General features: G+C 72.8%; 14 protein-coding genes. 5 read left to right on the forward strand and 9 right to left on the reverse strand.

The window, feature by feature from the left end:
• Positions 1-74: 74 nt before the first annotated feature.
• Genes meaB through ACFV2S_RS20340 form a run of 3 tightly spaced genes read right to left on the reverse strand, consistent with a single transcriptional unit; the run spans position 75 to position 5,040 of the window.
• Positions 75-1,058, reverse strand: a complete 984-nt coding sequence (meaB, locus tag ACFV2S_RS20330; protein WP_385560707.1) for a methylmalonyl Co-A mutase-associated GTPase MeaB — start codon at positions 1,056-1,058, stop codon at positions 75-77.
• Complete coding sequence (scpA, locus tag ACFV2S_RS20335) at positions 1,055-3,229, reverse strand: methylmalonyl-CoA mutase (protein ID WP_385560710.1); 2,175 nt, start codon at positions 3,227-3,229, stop codon at positions 1,055-1,057. The genes meaB and scpA overlap by 4 nt, the downstream gene beginning before the upstream one ends.
• A complete protein-coding gene (locus ACFV2S_RS20340) occupies positions 3,229-5,040 on the reverse strand; it encodes a methylmalonyl-CoA mutase family protein (RefSeq protein WP_385560713.1) in 1,812 nt (603 codons plus the stop codon). The genes scpA and ACFV2S_RS20340 overlap by 1 nt, the downstream gene beginning before the upstream one ends.
• 143 nt (positions 5,041-5,183) lie before the next feature.
• Between ACFV2S_RS20340 and ACFV2S_RS20345 the strand changes: the two genes are divergently transcribed.
• Both ACFV2S_RS20345 and ACFV2S_RS20350 read left to right on the forward strand, forming a co-directional pair.
• A complete protein-coding gene (locus ACFV2S_RS20345) occupies positions 5,184-5,891 on the forward strand; it encodes a DUF2470 domain-containing protein (protein ID WP_385560716.1) in 708 nt (235 codons plus the stop codon).
• A gap of 138 nt (positions 5,892-6,029) precedes the next feature.
• The gene (locus ACFV2S_RS20350; RefSeq protein WP_385560719.1) at positions 6,030-8,312 is read left to right on the forward strand and encodes an MMPL family transporter; all 2,283 of its coding nucleotides are present in this window, start codon (positions 6,030-6,032) and stop codon (positions 8,310-8,312) included.
• A gap of 111 nt (positions 8,313-8,423) precedes the next feature.
• Here the strand turns inward: ACFV2S_RS20350 and ACFV2S_RS20355 are convergent, their stop codons facing one another.
• Positions 8,424-9,362: an LLM class F420-dependent oxidoreductase gene (locus ACFV2S_RS20355; protein WP_385560722.1), complete on the reverse strand. Its 939-nt coding sequence runs from the start codon at positions 9,360-9,362 to the stop codon at positions 8,424-8,426.
• Between the two features lie 77 nt (positions 9,363-9,439).
• On the opposite strand from ACFV2S_RS20355, the gene ACFV2S_RS20360 reads away from it, so the two are divergent.
• Positions 9,440-9,943 (forward strand): HD domain-containing protein, encoded by a 504-nt coding sequence (locus ACFV2S_RS20360; protein ID WP_385560725.1) that lies wholly within the window; start codon positions 9,440-9,442, stop codon positions 9,941-9,943.
• A gap of 30 nt (positions 9,944-9,973) precedes the next feature.
• Here ACFV2S_RS20360 and ACFV2S_RS20365 read toward each other — a convergent pair whose 3' ends face one another.
• A complete protein-coding gene (locus tag ACFV2S_RS20365) occupies positions 9,974-10,891 on the reverse strand; it encodes a glycerophosphodiester phosphodiesterase (RefSeq protein WP_385560728.1) in 918 nt (305 codons plus the stop codon).
• A 169-nt stretch (positions 10,892-11,060) separates the two neighbouring features.
• Between ACFV2S_RS20365 and ACFV2S_RS20370 the strand changes: the two genes are divergently transcribed.
• Positions 11,061-11,792, forward strand: a complete 732-nt coding sequence (locus ACFV2S_RS20370) for an IclR family transcriptional regulator (RefSeq protein WP_385560731.1) — start codon at positions 11,061-11,063, stop codon at positions 11,790-11,792.
• Between the two features lie 159 nt (positions 11,793-11,951).
• A complete protein-coding gene (locus ACFV2S_RS20375) occupies positions 11,952-12,422 on the forward strand; it encodes a hypothetical protein (protein WP_385560734.1) in 471 nt (156 codons plus the stop codon).
• Positions 12,423-12,487: 65 nt separating this feature from the next.
• Here ACFV2S_RS20375 and ACFV2S_RS20380 read toward each other — a convergent pair whose 3' ends face one another.
• The 4 genes from ACFV2S_RS20380 to ACFV2S_RS20395 form a co-directional block, all read right to left on the reverse strand.
• Positions 12,488-13,930: a GH1 family beta-glucosidase gene (locus ACFV2S_RS20380; protein WP_385560737.1), complete on the reverse strand. Its 1,443-nt coding sequence runs from the start codon at positions 13,928-13,930 to the stop codon at positions 12,488-12,490.
• A 50-nt stretch (positions 13,931-13,980) separates the two neighbouring features.
• Positions 13,981-14,874: a carbohydrate ABC transporter permease gene (locus ACFV2S_RS20385; RefSeq protein ID WP_385560740.1), complete on the reverse strand. Its 894-nt coding sequence runs from the start codon at positions 14,872-14,874 to the stop codon at positions 13,981-13,983.
• Positions 14,875-14,878: 4 nt separating this feature from the next.
• Positions 14,879-15,892, reverse strand: a complete 1,014-nt coding sequence (locus tag ACFV2S_RS20390; RefSeq protein WP_385560743.1) for a carbohydrate ABC transporter permease — start codon at positions 15,890-15,892, stop codon at positions 14,879-14,881.
• 90 nt (positions 15,893-15,982) lie between these two features.
• Entirely contained in the window at positions 15,983-17,332 is a 1,350-nt protein-coding gene (locus tag ACFV2S_RS20395) for an ABC transporter substrate-binding protein (protein WP_385560746.1), read from the reverse strand.
• Between the last annotated feature and the right edge of the window lie 25 nt (positions 17,333-17,357).

Raw genomic sequence — 17,357 nt, forward strand, 5'->3', positions numbered from 1 at the left:
CGACGTGCGAGCCTCCGGCCCAGGGCATCGAGGAAGACGCCTGAGCCCGGCCCGCTCGACGGGCCGGGCCCGGATCAGTCCCGGCGTTCCCCGAACGTCCTCAGGATCTCCTCGGCGGCCAGCGTCGCCGTCAGCTCGCCGTCCCTGACCCGCCGCTCCAGGGCGGGCGCGAGGTCCTGGACCGCCGGGTCGGCGCTCAGCCGCCGCAGCAGCTCGTCGCGGACCATCGTCCACGTCCAGTCGACCTGCTGGTCCTGGCGCTTGGCCGTCAGACGGCCGGTCGAGTCGAGCAGCGCGCGGTGCTGCCGCAGCCGCTCCCAGACCTCGTCGAGCCCCGCCGACTCCCGCGCGCTGCAGCTGAGGACCGGCGGCGTCCAGACCGCGTCGGCGCCGTGCATGAGGCGCAGCGCGCCCGCCAGCTCCCGGGCGGCGGCCCGGGCGTCCCGCTCGTGCGGGCCGTCCGCCTTGTTGACGGCGACCACGTCGGCCAGCTCCAGGACGCCCTTCTTGATGCCCTGGAGCTGATCGCCCGTACGGGCCAGGGTGAGCAGCAGGAACGAGTCGACCATGTTCGCGACGGCGGTCTCGGACTGTCCGACGCCCACCGTCTCCACCAGTACCGCGTCGTAGCCCGCGGCCTCCATCACCACCATCGACTCGCGGGTCGCCTTCGCGACGCCGCCGAGCGTGCCGGCGCTGGGGGAGGGGCGCACGAACGCCGCCGGGTCGACGGCGAGCCGCTCCATCCGCGTCTTGTCGCCGAGGATCGAGCCGCCCGTCCGGGTCGACGACGGGTCGACGGCGAGCACCGCGACCCGGTGGCCGAGCCCGGTGAGCATCGTCCCGAACGCGTCGATGAAGGTCGACTTGCCGACCCCGGGCACCCCGCTGATCCCGATCCGCACGGCCTTGCCGCTGTGCGGCAGGAGCTCGGTGAGGAGCTCCTGCGCGAGGGCCCGGTGCTGGGGGCGCGTCGACTCGACGAGGGTGATCGCCCGCGCGATCACCGCCCGCTTCCCGTCGAGCACGCCCTTCACGTACGTGTCGAGACCGATCACAGGTCGTGCCCGAGGCCGCCCGCCAGCCGGCTGACCAGGTCGTGGGCCGCGTCGGGGATCACCGTCCCCGGCGGGAACACCGCCGCCGCGCCCATCTCCAGGAGCGTCGGCACGTCCTGCGGAGGGATGACGCCGCCGACCACGATCATGATGTCCTCGCGGCCCTCCGCCGCCAGCTCCTCCCGCAGCGCCGGCACGAGGGTCAGGTGCCCCGCGGCCAGCGACGAGACCCCGACGATGTGCACGTCGGCCTCGACGGCCTGGCGCGCCACCTCGGCCGGGGTCTGGAACAGAGGGCCGACGTCCACGTCGAAGCCCAGGTCGGCGAAGGCCGTGGCGATCACCTTCTGGCCGCGGTCGTGGCCGTCCTGGCCCATCTTGGCGACGAGGATGCGCGGCCGGCGCCCCTCGGCCTCGCCGAAGGCGTCGACCAGGGCCCGGGTGCGCTCCACGGACGGGGACTCGCCGGCTTCGTTGCGGTACACACCGGAGATCGTACGGATCTGGCCGGCGTGACGTCCGTAGACCTTCTCCAGGGCGTCCGAGATCTCACCGACCGTCGCCATCGCGCGGGCCGCTTCCACCGCGAGTTCGAGCAGGTTGCCGTCGCCGCCGGCCGCCCGGGTGAGCGCGTCGAGCGCGTCCCGGCAGGCGGTCTCGTCGCGCTCCTCGCGCAGCTTCCGCAGCTTGGCGATCTGCTGGGCGCGGACGGAGGAGTTGTCGACCTTGAGGACGTCGATCTGCTCGTCGGACGCGACCCGGTACTTGTTGACGCCGATCACCGGCTGCCGTCCGGAGTCGATCCGCGCCTGGGTGCGGGCCGCGGCCTCCTCCACGCGCAGCTTGGGGATGCCCGCGTCGATGGCCTTCGCCATGCCGCCGGCCTGCTCGACCTCCTGGATGTGCTGCCAGGCGCGGCGGGCCAGGTCGTAGGTGAGCTTCTCGACGTACGCGCTGCCGCCCCAGGGGTCGATCGTCCGGCAGGTGCCGGACTCCTGCTGGAGGAGCAGCTGGGTGTTGCGGGCGATGCGGGCGGAGAAGTCGGTGGGCAGCGCGAGCGCCTCGTCGAGGGCGTTCGTGTGCAGCGACTGGGTGTGGCCCTGGGTCGCGGCCATCGCCTCCACGCACGTGCGGGTGACGTTGTTGAAGACGTCCTGCGCGGTCAGCGACCAGCCGGAGGTCTGCGAATGGGTGCGCAGGGAGAGCGACTTGGTGTTCTTCGGGTCGAACTGCCTGACCAGCTTCGCCCAGAGCAGCCGGGCGGCGCGCAGCTTGGCGACCTCCATGAAGAAGTTCATGCCGATCGCCCAGAAGAACGACAGGCGCGGTGCGAACGCGTCCACGTCGAGGCCCGCGGCCCGTCCCGCGCGGATGTACTCCACACCGTCCGCGAGCGTGTAGGCCAGCTCCAGGTCGGCCGTCGCTCCGGCCTCCTGGATGTGGTACCCGGAGATGGAGATGGAGTTGTAGCGCGGCATCCGCTGCGAGGTGTAGGCGAAGATGTCGGAGATGATCCGCATCGAGGGCCCGGGCGGGTAGATGTACGTGTTGCGGACCATGAACTCCTTGAGGATGTCGTTCTGGATGGTCCCGGCCAGCTTCTCGGGCGGTACGCCCTGCTCCTCGGCGGCCACGATGTACAGCGCGAGGACCGGCAGCACGGCGCCGTTCATCGTCATCGACACCGTCATCCTGTCCAGCGGGATGCCGTCGAACAGCTGGCGCATGTCGTAGATGGAGTCGATGGCCACGCCGGCCATGCCGACGTCACCGGTCACGCGCGGGTGGTCGCTGTCGTAGCCGCGGTGGGTCGGCAGGTCGAAGGCGACCGACAGGCCCTTCTGGCCGGCGGCGAGGTTGCGCCGGTAGAACGCGTTCGACTCCTCGGCCGTGGAGAAACCGGCGTACTGACGGATCGTCCAGGGCTGGTTGACGTACATCGTCGGGTACGGGCCGCGCAGGTACGGGGCCATGCCCGGGCGGGTGTCGAGGAAGTCCAGGCCCTCCAGGTCCTGCCCGGTGTACAGCGGCTTGACGGCGATGCCCTCCGGGGTCTCCCAGAGCAGGTCGTCGCCGCCCGCCGCCTTCTTGACGGCCGAGCGCCACTCGTCGGGCCCGCCGTCGGCGGCCTGTGCCCCGAGCTCGATCCCGGAGAAGTCGGGGATGGACATCAGGACACTCCCATGCGGTCGAGGGTCGTGGAGAGCAGGGCGACGGCGTCGCAGCCGGCGAACACGTACGTGTCGACACCGGCGTACGACGCGGGGCGCCCGGCGAGGAGGACGTGCTCGGCTCCCGCCGCGCGCAGCTCCCCGGCGTCGGCCTCGGCCCGCTCCTCGTAGAGCGCGTCGCTGGAGCAGAGGCAGGCCTCGCGGGCGCCGCTCTCCTCGAACGTGCCCTCGGTGACGGCCTCGATGCCACCGGCCTGGAAGAGGTTGGCCGCGAAGGCGAGGCGGGCCGAGTGCGCGGCCGCCGGGCCGAGCGCGGCCAGGTAGACGCGGGGCCGGGCGCCGGTCGCCGCGAGGTGGGCGTCGGAGCGGGCGCGCAGCTCCTCGTACGCCTCGTCGCGCCGGACCCGGGGGAGGCCGCCGGACGGGGCCTCGGGCGCGGGCGCGCGGTCGACGGGCTTCTCCGCGAGGTGCGGGAACTCGCTGACGCCGGTGATGGGTTCGCGGCGGGTGGCGAGCCTCCTGCTGCGCGCGGCCCAGGTCCCGGCGAGCCGCTCGGCGACGAGACCCGAGCGCAGGGCGGCCTCCTGGCCGCCCTCGCGCTCGATCGTCTGGAAGAACTCCCATGCGGCGTGGGCGAGTTCCTCGGTGAGGCGCTCCACGTACCAGGATCCGCCGGCCGGGTCGATCACCCGGGAGAGGTGGGACTCCTCGATGAGGACGGTGGAGGTGTTGCGGGCGATCCGGCGGGCGAAGGCGTCCGGCAGGCCGAGGGCGTCGTCGAAGGGCAGCACGGTGACGCTGTCGGCGCCGCCCACGCCGGCGGCGAGGGTCGCGATGGTGGTGCGCAGCATGTTCACCCAGGGGTCGCGGCGCGTCATCATCACCGGCGAGGTCACCGCGTGCTGGCGCTGCGCGCCGGCCTGCGGGGCGCCGCAGGCCTCGGCGACGCGGGCCCAGAGGCGGCGCGCGGCGCGGAGCTTGGCGATCGTCAGGAACTGGTCGGCGGTGGCCGCGTAGCGGAACTCCAGCTGTCCGCAGGCCTCGGTGACGCTCAGACCCGCGGCGGTCAGGCCGCGGAGGTACGCGACGCCGGTCGCGAGGGAGCAGCCGAGCTCCTGCGCGGCCGAGCCGCCGGCCTCGTGGTACGGCAGGGCGTCCACGGTGAGGGCGCGCAGCCCCGGGTACGTGTCGGCGCAGCGGCGCGCGAGCCCGGCGACGGACGCGAGGTCGTGGTCCGGGCGGCCGGTGCGGGCCTCGTGGCCCAGCGGGTCGGCGCCCAGGTTGCCGCGGGCGGCCTCCGGGGCGACGCCCCGCTCCTCGTACAGCCGGAACAGCCGCTCGGCGGCCGCCGCGGTCTCGGCGCCGGCGTCGAGGACGACGGGCGCGAGGTCGAGGTAGACGCCTTCGAGGACGCCGTCGAGCGAGGACACCGGGATGCCGGCGCCGCCGACGCCGAGCCACAGGGAGGTGACGCCGTTCTCCAGGTCGGCGAGGACGGCCTCGTTGTCGGCCGTCACGTGGCGCTGGCGCACGCCCCAGCCGCCGCCGGTGCTGCCCTCGGCCCGTCCGCCGCGCACGAAGGGTGCGAAGCCGGGGAGTCCGGGGTCGGGCGCGGAGTCGCGCGCGGTGTAGAGCGGGCGGGTGTCGAGGCCGTCCTCGAGGAGGGTGGACAAGGCGTCCTCGGCAGCGGCGCCGGAGACCTCCTTGCCCGACTTGCGCAGGACACCCGCCACGAGGTGTTGCCACTGCTCATGTGGCGCGTCTGGGAATTCGGACGCCAGGGAGAGCCCGTCGTCAGGCAGGACCGTCATGGCTCGGATGCTAGGGGAGATCGACAAAGGATCAGGAGGGCGTACGACTGTGACCTTCTTCTCTTCGCCATGATGGATTAGGTTAGGCTTGCCTAAGTCGATGGCTTCGGGTGTCCCCGCCCACTCATCCAGGGAGAACGTGCATGCGCCCCTTCAGCGCCCACCCCGCCGGGCCCACGCCCGCCGAACGCGTCCGGTCGATCCTGACCTCCGCCCACTCGATGACCGTGGTCACCGACGGCCTGCACCAGGAGGTCCACCGCCTCGACGGCACCGGGCCGATGGGACACATCCACCTCCACGACCCCTCCGAGGACTGCCCCGCGGGACGGGCCGCGCGCATCCCGGTCCGCCTGGAACTCACCGACATCGCGCCCACCCCGGCGCGCCGCCGCCTGCGCGCCCGCGTCACCCTCACGGGGCTCCTCTCCGCCCCGTACACCACGGACGCCACCACCAGCACCTGCGTGGAGTTCCACCAGGCCCTCCTCCAGGACGACGCGGGACGCGCGTTCGTCACCCTCGACGAGATCCGGGCCGCCGACCCCGACCCGATGGCGGGCTGCGAGGCGAACATGCTCACCCACCTCGTCGACCGCCACGCCGAACTCGTCCCCCTGCTCCTCCGCCTCGTCCGGCCCCTCCCCGAACGGGACGTGACCCGCGTGCTCCCCCTCGCGCTCGACCGGTACGGCATCACCCTGCGCCTCGAACACCGCACCGGACAGGACCGGGACGCCCGCCTCGCGTTCCCCAGTCCCCTCACCGACGTCGACCAGGCGGGCCCCCGCATCCACGCCCTCATCACCGCCGCCCGCCGCGCCTCCCACACCGGCGGGCTCCTCGCCTGACCGCCGTGCCCGCCGCCGGCGGCGCACTCCGGCCGAGATGCCGGAGCGCCGCGGCAAGCGCACCATGGACGGCGTAGGCCCGCACGAAGCGGGTGCCGGAACCGCTCGGGGACTTCCCTATCCGGACACGGCCACGCCATGAACGCAGGAAGCCCGGCCAAGAGCCGGCCAGCACCCTCCAAAGGCGTCCTCTACCGCACCGGTCACTGGTGCGCACGCCACTTCGTCATCGTCATCGTCCTCTGGCTGGCGGCCGTCGCCGGCCTCCAGGCCCTCGACCGGGTCGTCGGCGGCGAGTACGAGGACAACTTCGCACTCCCCGGCGTGCAGTCGGCCGAAGGGCTCGACGTCCTCAAGGCGCACGACCCCGCGGCCGGCGGATACAGCGCGCAGGTGGTCCTCAACGACCCCTCCAAACCCCTGACGCAGGAGTCGTCCGCCGTCAACTCCGCCGTCGCAGCGCTCGCGAAGCTCCCCGACGTCATCGGCGCGCAGAACCCGCTCCCGCCGCCCGGGACCACCCCGCCCGCGCTCCCGGCGGGGACGCCCAACGTCGGACCGCTCTCCACGGACGGCAAGACCGCCTACATCACCGTCCGCTTCAGCGTGGCACCCTCCACGCTGGGCCCCGACTACCTGAACGGCGTCGACGCCGCCGTCCAGCCGCTCAGGGACGCCGGCGTCGACGTCGAGTACGGCGGCTCGCTCGGCGAGCTCGCCCGCCCGACCGCCGACGACCGCACCAGCGAGGCCATCGGCTTCGCCGTCGCCATCGTCGTCCTGCTCATCGGCTTCGGCAGCATCATCGGCGCCGTCATGCCGCTGGTCACCGCACTCCTCGGAGCGATCTGCGGACTGGCCCTGCTGGGACTGATGGCGGCCGCCTTCACCTTCGGGACCGTCTCGCCCACCCTGGCCACCATGATCGGCCTCGGCGTCGGCATCGACTACGCGCTCTTCCTCATCACCCGTCACCGCCAGAACCTGATGAACGGCCACGATCCCGCGGACTCGGCCGCCCTGGCGACCACCACCAGCGGCCGTGCGGTCCTCGTCTCCGGCTGCACCGTCATCATCGCCCTGTCCGGCCTCTGGGTCTCCGGCGTCACCTTCATCGGCAAACTCGGCCTGGCCGCCGCCTTCACGGTCGTCACCGCCGTCATCGCCGCCCTCACCCTCGTCCCGGCCATGCTCGGACTCGTCGGCCGGCGCATCGACCGCTACCACGTCCGCAAGCCCGTCGCCGAGACCGACGCCGAGCCCGGCGAGACCGCGCACGGCACCTGGCACCGGTACGCGCAGCGCGTCGAGAGGCGCCCCTGGTGGTTCCTCACCGGCGGAGTCCTCGTCCTGCTCGTCCTCGCGTTCCCCCTGCTCTTCATCCAGCTCGGCCACATCGGCGACGGCGCCGACCCCGAATCGTTCACCGACCGGCGGGCCTACGACCTGATCTCCACCGCCTTCGGCCCCGGGGCGAACGGGCCCCTCACCGTCGTCGTCGACCAGTCCGCGGTGCCCGCCGCCGACCGGGCCGACCTCGGCACGAAACTCAAGGACGCGCTGACGGGCGTCCCCGACGCCGCCTACATCACCCCGCTCCAGACCACCTCCGACGGCGACGTCCTCGTCGGCACCGCCTACTCCGTGGCCTCCCCGCAGGACGCCAAGACGACCGATCTGACCAACCACCTCGTCGACGACGTCCTCCCGCAGGCGGTGACCGGCACCGACGCGCAGACCTACGTCACCGGCAACACGGCCGCCCAGGTCGACTTCCTGGACATCGTCTCCAGCCGGCTGCCGCTGATCATCGCCGTCGTGGTGGGGCTCGCCTTCTTCGTCATCCTCATCGTCTTCCGCGGCGTCCTGGTCGCGGTGAAGGCGGCCGTGCTCAACGTGCTCTCCATCGCCGCCTCGTACGGCGTCGTCGTCGCCGTGTTCCAGTGGGGCTGGGGCGGACCCGCCCTCGGCGTCAACGGCAAGGTGCCCATCGAGAGCTACGTGCCGATGATGATGTTCGCCATCGTCTTCGGCCTGAGCATGGACTACGAGATCTTCCTGCTGTCCCGCGTCCGCGAGGCCTGGCTGCGCACCGGAGACGCGAAGGCCAGCGTGGCCCACGCCCTGGAGATCACCGCCCGGGTCATCACCTGCGCCGCACTGATCATGGTCAGCGTCTTCGCGGCCTTCATCGTCTCCGACAACATCGTCATCAAGATGCTCGGCCTCGGCCTCGCCGTCAGCGTCCTCATCGACGCCACCGTGGTGCGCCTGCTCCTCGTGCCCGCCGTGATGACCCTGCTCGGCAAGCACGCCTGGTGGACCCCCGCCTGGCTCGACCGGATCCTGCCGCACCTGGACACGGAGGGCGAGGAGGCGCTCCAGGCCGAGGACGAGGCCCGGAGCGCAGAGAAGGCCTAGCCCCGCCGAGAAGAACCAGCCGCGCCGAGAAGACCCAGCCCCGCCGAGAAGGCCCAGCCCCGCCGAGAAGGCCCCAGCCCCGCCGAGAAGGCCCAGCCCCGGCGAGAAGGCCTAGCCGCTCTCCTCCTGTCGCGACAGTTCTCCCAGCAGCTTCCAGGTCCGGCTGCGGTCCTCCTCGCCCCCCAGGTCCGTCGACGTGAACACCACCTCCGTCGCACCCGCCTCGCGGTAGCGCCGGACCTCCGCGGCGACCGCCTCCTCGTCACCGATCACCGCCAGGTCCGCCGCCCGCGCGGCCCCGGAGAGCTCGATCACGCGCTGATAGGAGGGGATCCGCTCGTACAGCGCGTGCGCCTCCGCCGCCCTCTCCCGCACACCCTCGACGTCCGCCGTCACCACGCCCGGCACGAGCGCCACGATCCGGGGCGCGGGCCGGCCGGCCGCCTCGGCGGCGGCGGTCACCGCCGGCACCACGTGCTCGGCGAGCGCCCGCGGCCCCGCGAGGAACGGCAGGACGCCGTCGGCGAGTTCACCACTCACCCGCAGGGCCTGCGGTCCCATCGCGGCGACGAGCACCGGCACCGTCGGCCGCGCCCCCGGCACCGCCGCCGAGTACGGGGTCGTCGCGGTCAGCAGCTCGCCGTGGAAGTCGGCCTCGCCCGTCTCCAGGAGCGGCCGCAGGGCGGTGAGGAACTCCCTGAGCAGCCGGATGGGCCGCTCGTACGGAAGGCCGAAGCCGGTCTCGGTCAGGTGCCGGGTGCCCAGGGCGAGCCCGAGGTGGTAGCGGCCGCCGGTGGCCGCCTGCGCGGTCTGCGCCTGGCTGGACACGAGGAGCGGATGGCGGCCGAAGACGGGGATCGCGGACGTCCCCACCTGGAGCCCGGGCACCTCGCGCCCGACGATCGCGGCGAGCGAGGGCGAGTCGTACGCGAAGGTCTGGCCGAACCACGCGGAGTGCAGGCCCGCGTCGCGCGCCTCTCTCGCGAGCCGCACCGTGTCGTCGATCGGAAGCTGCCGGACGGTCGAACTGAGCGTCACTCCAAGAGTCATGCATGCGGCAACCGGCCGCTCCGCGACCCGCATTCCCCCTTCCGTGTGAACACCGTGTGGCAGGGATGATGGGACCCATGACGACGCTCGCCGAAGTGGACGCCCTCGCCGACCACGCGCACGCCGGACAGTTCGACAAGACCGGCGCCCCCTACGTCGCCCACGTCCGCGCGGTCGCCGCCGGCCTGGAGCCGTTCGGCCCCGACCTGGCCATGGCCGGACTGCTGCACGACGTCATCGAGGACACGGACTGGACGGCCGAGCGGCTCCGCGCCGCCGGGATCCCCGCCCGGGTCGTCGCCCTCGTCGAGGCCGTCACCAACGACCAGGACACGACCTACGAGGAGAAGCTCCGCCGCATCACGGAGAACCCCGGCGCCACCCTCGTGAAGATCGCCGACAACGCGCACAACAGCCGCGCGGACCGCGCCGCGGCCCTGCCGCCCGCCCAGCGGGACCGGCTCGCCGCCAAGTACCGGGCGGCCAGGGACGTCCTGTGGCCCGCGGCCGACCCCGGCGACATCGCGACGATCCTCCGGGTGGTCAACCCCGGCCTCCTGGAGGAGCAGGCCACCCCGTGACCGGCCGCCGGCCACCGGCGCCCGGCGCGCTCAGCCCGTCCCGCCGGACAGCCAGCCGCTCAGCTCGGCGGGACGGTTCGTGATGACGCCGTCCACGCCGAGCGCGTCCAGGGCCTTCCAGCGCGCGGCCTTGTCGACCGTCCACACGTTCACGGCCACACCGGCCGCGTGCAGGTCGGCGACCACCTGCGGCCGGGTGGCCAGCGCGGTGTCCCCGACGTTGTACGCGGAGAGGTCCAGGTCCCGCGCGACCGCGACCGGGTCCGCGTCCAGGGTGTCGCGCAGCAGGCCGAGGGGCAGTTCGGGCGCCAGCTCGTGGGTGTACTGCAGGGACGGGACGTCGAAGCTCTGGACGAAGACCCGGTCCGTCATGTCCTGATCACGGACCTCCTGGACGATCCGGGCCACCTCGGCGCGGCTGTGCCGGCCCTTGATCTCCAGGAGCAGCTTCCCGCCGCGCTCCCTGAGGTCCGCGAGCTGGGCGGCCAGGGTGGGCACCCTGGTCCCGGCGTAGGCGGGGGCGAACCAGGACCCGGCGTCCAGGGCGTCGATCCGGTCCGAGGTCAGCGACCGGATCGGGCCCGTGCCGTCCGTGGTCCGGTCGACGGTGGTGTCGTGGAGGATGTACGGCACGCCGTCCTTGCTCGGCTGCACGTCGTTCTCGATCCACACGGCCCCGCCCCGCCGGGCGACCTCGTCGGACACCAGGGTGTTCTCGGGCGCCGCGGACGACGCTCCCCGGTGGCCGATCACCGTCAGCGGCGCCCCCGGTGCGCGCATCCAGGGACGCGCCGGCGAGGGGGCCCCGGCCGCCGGGCGCGGCGCGGACGTCGAGGGCGGCGCGGCCACGACGAAGGCGGTCGCGATCCCCGCGACGACGGTGGCGACGGCGGCCGTGCCGATGACCCCGCGCCGACGGGACCGGGCGGGCGGTTGAGCGTCTCTCATGGCCGACCACACTAAGGGGTGTCCAGGCGATCGGGCCGCGGCGGGCGGCGACACGACCGGCGACACCAGCCCTTCGCCGGTACGGCCCGGTCTGAGGCATCGTGGGACGTATGCCCGGAGCCGCGCCATCGGGGGACCGCGGCCGGGCGGCGGAGTCAGGGGGACTCTCATGGACACCGGAACGGGACCGAGAACCGGCGGCGTCGCACCGACCGCCGCCCCGGGCGGCACCGAACGCGGCCGAGGAGTGCTGGAGGGCGCGTTCGCGCTGCTCGAAGCGCTGCGCCGGAGCGGCGACGAGGCCGGGGTGACCGAACTCGCGCTCGCCTGCGGGGTGCCCAAGGGCAGCGTGCACCGGTTGCTCGACCAGCTGGTCGGGGTCGGCGCCGTCGAACGCAGGGGCAACCGGTACCGGGTCGGCCCGCAGCTCTACCGCCTCGGCCAGGCCTGGGAACCGCACCCCGGCCTGCGGTCCGCCGCCCGGCTGCCGCTCCAGCACCTCAGGGCCGTCACCGGCGCCAGCGTCGTCCTCGCCGTGCTGCGCGAGGACATGGCCCTCACGGTGAGCTCCGTGCCGGGAGACCTGGAGCCGCTGCTCCCCGTACGCGACGGGATCGCGTTCCGCCTCGACACCGCCGCGGGCAAGGCGCTGAAGGGGCCGCTGCGGGGCGGGGCCGTGCTCGACCGCGAGGACGTGATGGACGGGGTGTGCTGCGCCGCGCTGCCCGTCCGCGCCCCGGACGGCCGTACGGTCGCGGCGCTCGCCGGCATGGTCCCGGCGGGCCGCGGACTCGACGCTCTCGCCCGGGCCGTCGCCGGAGCGGGGGCCGCGGTCACCCGGGCGCTCGCCCGGGGCGGACAGCGGCGGCCGGTGCCGCCGAGCGCCCTCGTCGTCCTGTAGTTCCCTCAGCCGTTCCGTCCAGTGGAACGCGCGTAGAACAGGGGCGGTCCCGCCCGGCACAGTGGGTGTCGTGCCGGGGGGAAACGGCACACCGGGACCGCCGGGCACGGCGGACCGGACACCACGTCACCTGCGTGACCCGAAGTGTGGGGGGACCACATGCGCAAGAACCGGATCGTCCGAACGGCCGCCACCGCCCTGCTCGCGCTCGGCAGCCTCGGTGCCTTCGCCGGCACCGCGCACGCCGAGCCGATCGACTACGTGCGGATCGAACTGCTCGAACTGCACTGCCAGCAGAACAGCGAGGGCGACCACGACGAGGCCTACCTCAAGATCACCGACGCCAACGGCAACGCCGTCAAGGTCTGGCCCGGCAACGGCGTCAAGTACCAGACCATGGGCACCGGTTACGTCCGCTCCATGGCCGACGGCAACGGCAGCGCCGCGCTCATCCTCGGCAAGGAGCAGGCCCGCACCCTGACCCTGTGGGACTACGACTCCACCAGCTCCGACGACAAGCTCGGCGCCACGCTCGTCACCGGCAGCGAGGTCGGCGCCGAGACCCAGTGGCGCTCGGTCGAGGGCTCCGGCGGGGTCTACGTCATCGGCTACCGGGTCGTCGACATCTGACCCCGGGCCGGCGGATGAGGAAGGGCCGTGCCGGGCACCCGGCACGGCCCCTCCCCGCTCCCGGGTCAGCTCCCGCCGGGCGCGTGCAGCTCGCCCGAGCGCGCCACCCGCGCGTACCAGCGGGCGCTGGACTTCGGCGTGCGCTCCAGGGTGTCGTAGTCCACCCGGACCGCGCCGAACCGCTTCGCGTAGCCGTACGCCCACTCGAAGTTGTCCAGCAGCGACCAGAGGAAGTAGCCGCGCACGTCCACCCCGTCCGCCATCGCCCGGTGCACGGCCTCCAGGTGCGCGTGCACATAGGCGGCACGTTCCGGATCGTGCACCGAACCGTCCGCGCCGACCACGTCCTCGTACGCCGCCCCGTTCTCGCTGATCACCAGCGGCAGACCCGGGTAGGCGGCGGAGACACGGCGCAGCAGGTCGTACAGCGCGCTCGGGTCGACCGCCCAGCCCATCGCCGTCGGCGCGCCCGGCGCCCGGTGGAACGCGACCGCGTCCGCGCCGGGCCACGGCGAGTGCTCGCTGTTCCCGTGGCCGTCGTCCTGCGGCTTCTCCGCGCCGTCCGGCACGTGCGAGACCAGCGTCGGCGTGTAGTAGTTGACCGCGAGCAGGTCCAGCGGCTGGTTCGCGACCGCCGTGTCCCCGTCCTCGACGAAGGACCAGTCGGTCAGGTGCGCCGTGTCGGCGAGGAGGTCCTCCGGATAGGCGCCCTCCAGCATCGGGCCGAGCCAGATCCGGTTGCCGACGGCGTCGATCCGGCGGGCCGCGTCCAGGTCCTCGGGCGCACCGGTCAGCGGCCGGATCTCGTGCAGGTTGAGCGAGACCGCGAGCTGCCGGTCCGACGGCAGCGCGGCGCGCAGCGCCTGGACCGCCAGACCGTGCCCGAGGTTGAGGTGGTGGGCGGCGCGCAGCGAGGCCACCGGATCGGTGCGGCCCGGGGCGTGCACCCCGGACCCGTACCCCAGGAAGGCGCTGCACCACGGCTCGTTGAGCGTCGTCCACCGCTTCACCCGGTCGCCGACGGCGTCCGCGACGATCCCCGCGTACTCGGCGAACCGCTCGGCGGTCGAGCGCTCCGGCCAGCCGCCCGCGTCCTCCAGCTCCTGCGGCAGGTCCCAGTGGTAGAGGGTCAGGGCCGGTTCGATCCCGGCACCCAGCAGCTCGTCGACGAGCCGCCGGTAGAAGTCGAGGCCCCGCTGGACGGCGGGCCCCCGGCCGGTCGGCTGCACACGGGACCAGGAGACGGAGAACCGGTAGGCGTTCAGGCCGAGTTCGGCCATGATCGCGACGTCCTCGCGGAACCGGTGGTAGTGGTCCACGGCCACGTCGCCGGTGTGGCCCTCGAAGACCTTTCCGGGCGTGTGCGCGAAGGTGTCCCAGATGGAGGGGGTGCGGCCGTCCTCCGCCGCCGCCCCCTCGATCTGGTACGCGGCGGTGGCGGCGCCCCACAGGAAGTCGGCGGGGAACGAGCGGACGGCGGTGAGCGGCCGGGATTCGGGCGCGGTCATAGGAGAGGGCTCCCAACACGGGTACGGGGTGGTGAAGGACGGAGGGCCGGTCAGCTCTTGACGGCGCCGGCCGTGATGCCGCCGACGATGTGCTTGCCGAGGAGGGCGAAGACGAGCAGCAGCGGCACGGTGGAGATCAGGGCGCCGGTCAGCACCACGGCCTGGTTCACGGCGTGGTTGCCCGCGCCGAGGCCTGCGAGCGCCACCTGGAGGGTGGGGTTGCCGTCCGGGGTGAGCGCGATGAACGGCCAGAAGAAGTCGTTCCACGCCTGGACGAAGACCAGCATCCCGAGCACGGCCATGGCGGGCCGGGCGACCGGGAAGACGACGTGCCAGATGATCCGGAGACTGTGCGCCCCGTCCATCCGAGCCGCCTCCACCAGCTCCACCGGCAGCGCCTCCACCAGGAACTGGCGCATGAAGAAGACACCGAAGGCGGCGACCAGCGAGGGCAGGACGACCGACTGGAGCTGGTCGAACCAGCCGAGGTCCGTGATGATCCGGTAGAGCGGGATCACGCTGAGCTGCGGCGGGATCGTCATCGTGGCGACGACGAGCGAGAGCAGCATGCCCTTGCCCCGGAACGGCAGGCGGGCGAAGGCGAAGCCCGCGAGCGTGGAGAACAGCACGGTGGACAGCGCCACCAGGCTCGCCACGATCGTGGTGTTGACCAGGGCCTCGCCCATGTCGACCTGGTTCCAGGCGAAGGTGAGGTTGTCGAGCAGCCGCCTGCCGGGCAGCAGCGGCGCCGGGGCCTCCACGACCCGCTCGCCGGTGTGGGAGGCGGCGACCACGTTCCAGTACAGCGGGAAGAGCGAGACGACCGCCGCGACGGCGAGCAGGACGTACGTCAGAGGGCCGGCGTGGTGCTGGCGTCCCGCCGACGGGCGGAGCCGGCGGCCGCGCGGGGCGGCCGGGCGCGGCGGTGCGAGTGTGCGGGCCATGAGGTCATCCCCCCAGCTTCTTGCGGTCGTTGCGGGAGACGAGCGCCTGGACGCCGCCGATCAGGAGGAGCAGCAGGAGCATCACCCACGCGATCGCCGAGGCCTGCCCCAGGGCGCCGGTCACCCAGCCCTTCTCGTACATCAGCAGGCTCAGCGTCTGGAACTGGTTGCCGCTCCCGCCGCTGATCCCGACGCTGCCGCCGTACAGCATCGGCTCGCCGAACAGCTGGGTGGCGCCGATCGTGGAGACGATGATCGTGAAGAGGATCGTCGGCCGGATCGAGGGGATGGTGACGCTGAGGAACTGGCGCCACCGCGACGCCCCGTCGAGCGAGGCCGCCTCGTAGAGGTCCTGCGGCACGGCCTGCATGGCGGCCAGGTAGATCAGCGCGTTGTAGCCGGTCCAGCGCCAGGTCACGATCACCGAGATCGCGATCTGCGCCGGCCACTTGGACGACTCCCAGTCCACCGGGCCGAGACCGGTCCAGCCGAGGAGGCCGTTGATCATCCCGTAGTCGGTGTTGAAGAGCTGGGCGAAGACCAGGGTCGCCGCCGCGATCGACGTGGCGTACGGGGCGAGGATCGCGACCCGGAAGAAGCCCCGGCCGCGCAGCCTGTAGTTCAGCAGGTGCGCCAGGCCCAGGGCCATGAGCAGCTGCGGAACGGTCGAGAGGACCCCGATGGTGAAGGTGTTGAGGAGCGCGTTCCAGAAGAACTCGCTGGTCGCCAGGTCGGTGTAGTTCTCCAGGCCCTTCCATGTCGGATCGCCGCCGAGCTCGACCCGGTTCAGCGAGAGCCAGCCCGTGTAGATCAGCGGGAAGAGCCCGAAGGCGGCGAAGGCGAGGAAGAACGGGGCGATGAAGACGTACGGGATCGCCTTGAGGTCCCAGCGGTAGAGCCTGCTGCGCAGGCCGCCGGGGGCGGGGCGGCGGCGCCGGGAACCAGGGGAGCCGGGGGAGGAGGGCGGTGCGGCGGGCGGCGGGGTACCGGCCCGCCCCGCCCGAACGGAGGTGGCCACGGGGGCGTCCTTCCAGGTCGATGCGTGCGGTGGTGCGGACGGTGCCGGTCCGCCGCCCGGCAGGCGGCGGCGGACCGGCGGGCGCCCCCGCTAGTGGTCGATCTTGTCGTCGACCAGCTTCTTGACGTTCTCCCAGGCCTTGGCCGGGTCGGTGCCGCGCTGCTCGATGTCGAGGATGCCGTTGTCGGTGAGGAAGGTCTTCACCTGGCCGTCGTAGCGGCTGATGGCGGCGGGGGTGATGCCGGCCGCCGCGCTGGAGAAGATCTTGCCGACCGGCGTGTCCCCGAAGTACGGCAGCTTCGCCTCCTGGACCGCCGAGGAGAGGAGGGTGTCCTTGGAGGAGGGGATGTTGCCGTTGACCGCGAACACCTTGGCGTGCTGCTCCGGGGCGGTCAGCCAGGCGGCCAGCTCGGCGGCCTCCTTGGTGTGCTTGCCGGCCTTGGGCACGGCGAGGAAGGAGCCACCCCAGTTGCCGGCGACCGGCGGCGCGGCGATGTCCCACTTCCCCTGGTTGGCGGGGCCCGCCTGGTCCTTGATGATGCCGGTCATCCAGCTCGGGCAGGCGACCGTGGCGAACTTCGAGTTCTTGAAGGCCGCGTTCCACGTGCCCTTCTCGTCGAACTGGCGCAGCTTCGCGGTGAGTCCGCCCCGGGCCGCCTTCACGGCCGTGTCCCAGGCCTTCTTCACGCCGGGGCTGTTCTCCCAGTCGAGCTCGCCGTTCGCGTTGGCGTACTGCACCGGGTCGCTGGAGACCACGGCGTTGAACAGGCCGCTCGCCGAGTCGTGGAAGGCGGTGCCGGCGGGCGCGGCCGCCTTGTACCGCTCGCCGGTCGCGAGGAACTTGGACCAGTCGCCGGCCCACAGCTTGGCGACCTCGTCGCGGGCGGTGGGCAGCTTGGCCTTGGCGAAGAGGTCCTTGTTGTAGCAGATGGCCATGGGGCCGATGTCGGTGCCCAGACCGATGACCCTGCCGTCCGCCGTCGTCGCCTGCTTGACCTTCCAGTCGAGGAAGTCGCCGAGGTCCGCGCCGCCCTGCTTGCCCAGGTCGACCCACTTGTTCGCCATGGCGGTGCCGGTCGCCTCGGCGATGTAGCCCACCTCGACGGCCTGGATGTCGGCGACGCCGCTGTTCTGGGAGAGGCGCAGCTTCAGCGTGTCCCAGTACTTCTGGCCGTCGGAGACGTTCGACTCCTCGATCTTGATGTTCGGGTGGAGCCGCTCGTACTCGGAGTAGAGCTTGGCGCCGGTCTTGTCGTCGTAGCCGAAGGAACCGAAGGTCCCGATCCGCAGCGTGATCTTCCCGCCGCCCTGGCCGCTCGCGCCGTCCTTGCCACCGTCGCCGTCGCTGCCGCAACCGGTGAGCAGGGTCGTGCCGGTCACGACGGCGGCGATCGCCGCGATCGCCGCACGGCGTCCGCGTCTGCTGCTGGAAGTGCGCATTCCACTCTCCTCGTCCAAGGTGGTG

Origin of the sequence: Streptomyces sp. NPDC059695, from assembly GCF_042733785.1 — a bacterium.
Lineage (GTDB): Bacteria > Actinomycetota > Actinomycetes > Streptomycetales > Streptomycetaceae > Streptomyces.

Coding starts and splice junctions, on each gene's coding strand:
- scpA (WP_385560710.1), bottom strand. CDS start 3,229: ATGTCCATCCCCGACTTCTCCGGGATCGAGCTCGGGGCACAGGCCGCC.
- ACFV2S_RS20340 (WP_385560713.1), bottom strand. CDS start 5,040: ATGACGGTCCTGCCTGACGACGGGCTCTCCCTGGCGTCCGAATTCCCA.
- ACFV2S_RS20345 (WP_385560716.1), top strand. CDS start 5,184: ATGCGCCCCTTCAGCGCCCACCCCGCCGGGCCCACGCCCGCCGAACGC.
- ACFV2S_RS20350 (WP_385560719.1), top strand. CDS start 6,030: ATGAACGCAGGAAGCCCGGCCAAGAGCCGGCCAGCACCCTCCAAAGGC.
- ACFV2S_RS20355 (WP_385560722.1), bottom strand. CDS start 9,362: ATGACTCTTGGAGTGACGCTCAGTTCGACCGTCCGGCAGCTTCCGATC.
- ACFV2S_RS20360 (WP_385560725.1), top strand. CDS start 9,440: ATGACGACGCTCGCCGAAGTGGACGCCCTCGCCGACCACGCGCACGCC.
- ACFV2S_RS20365 (WP_385560728.1), bottom strand. CDS start 10,891: ATGAGAGACGCTCAACCGCCCGCCCGGTCCCGTCGGCGCGGGGTCATC.
- ACFV2S_RS20370 (WP_385560731.1), top strand. CDS start 11,061: ATGGACACCGGAACGGGACCGAGAACCGGCGGCGTCGCACCGACCGCC.
- ACFV2S_RS20375 (WP_385560734.1), top strand. CDS start 11,952: ATGCGCAAGAACCGGATCGTCCGAACGGCCGCCACCGCCCTGCTCGCG.
- ACFV2S_RS20380 (WP_385560737.1), bottom strand. CDS start 13,930: ATGACCGCGCCCGAATCCCGGCCGCTCACCGCCGTCCGCTCGTTCCCC.
- ACFV2S_RS20385 (WP_385560740.1), bottom strand. CDS start 14,874: ATGGCCCGCACACTCGCACCGCCGCGCCCGGCCGCCCCGCGCGGCCGC.
- ACFV2S_RS20395 (WP_385560746.1), bottom strand. CDS start 17,332: ATGCGCACTTCCAGCAGCAGACGCGGACGCCGTGCGGCGATCGCGGCG.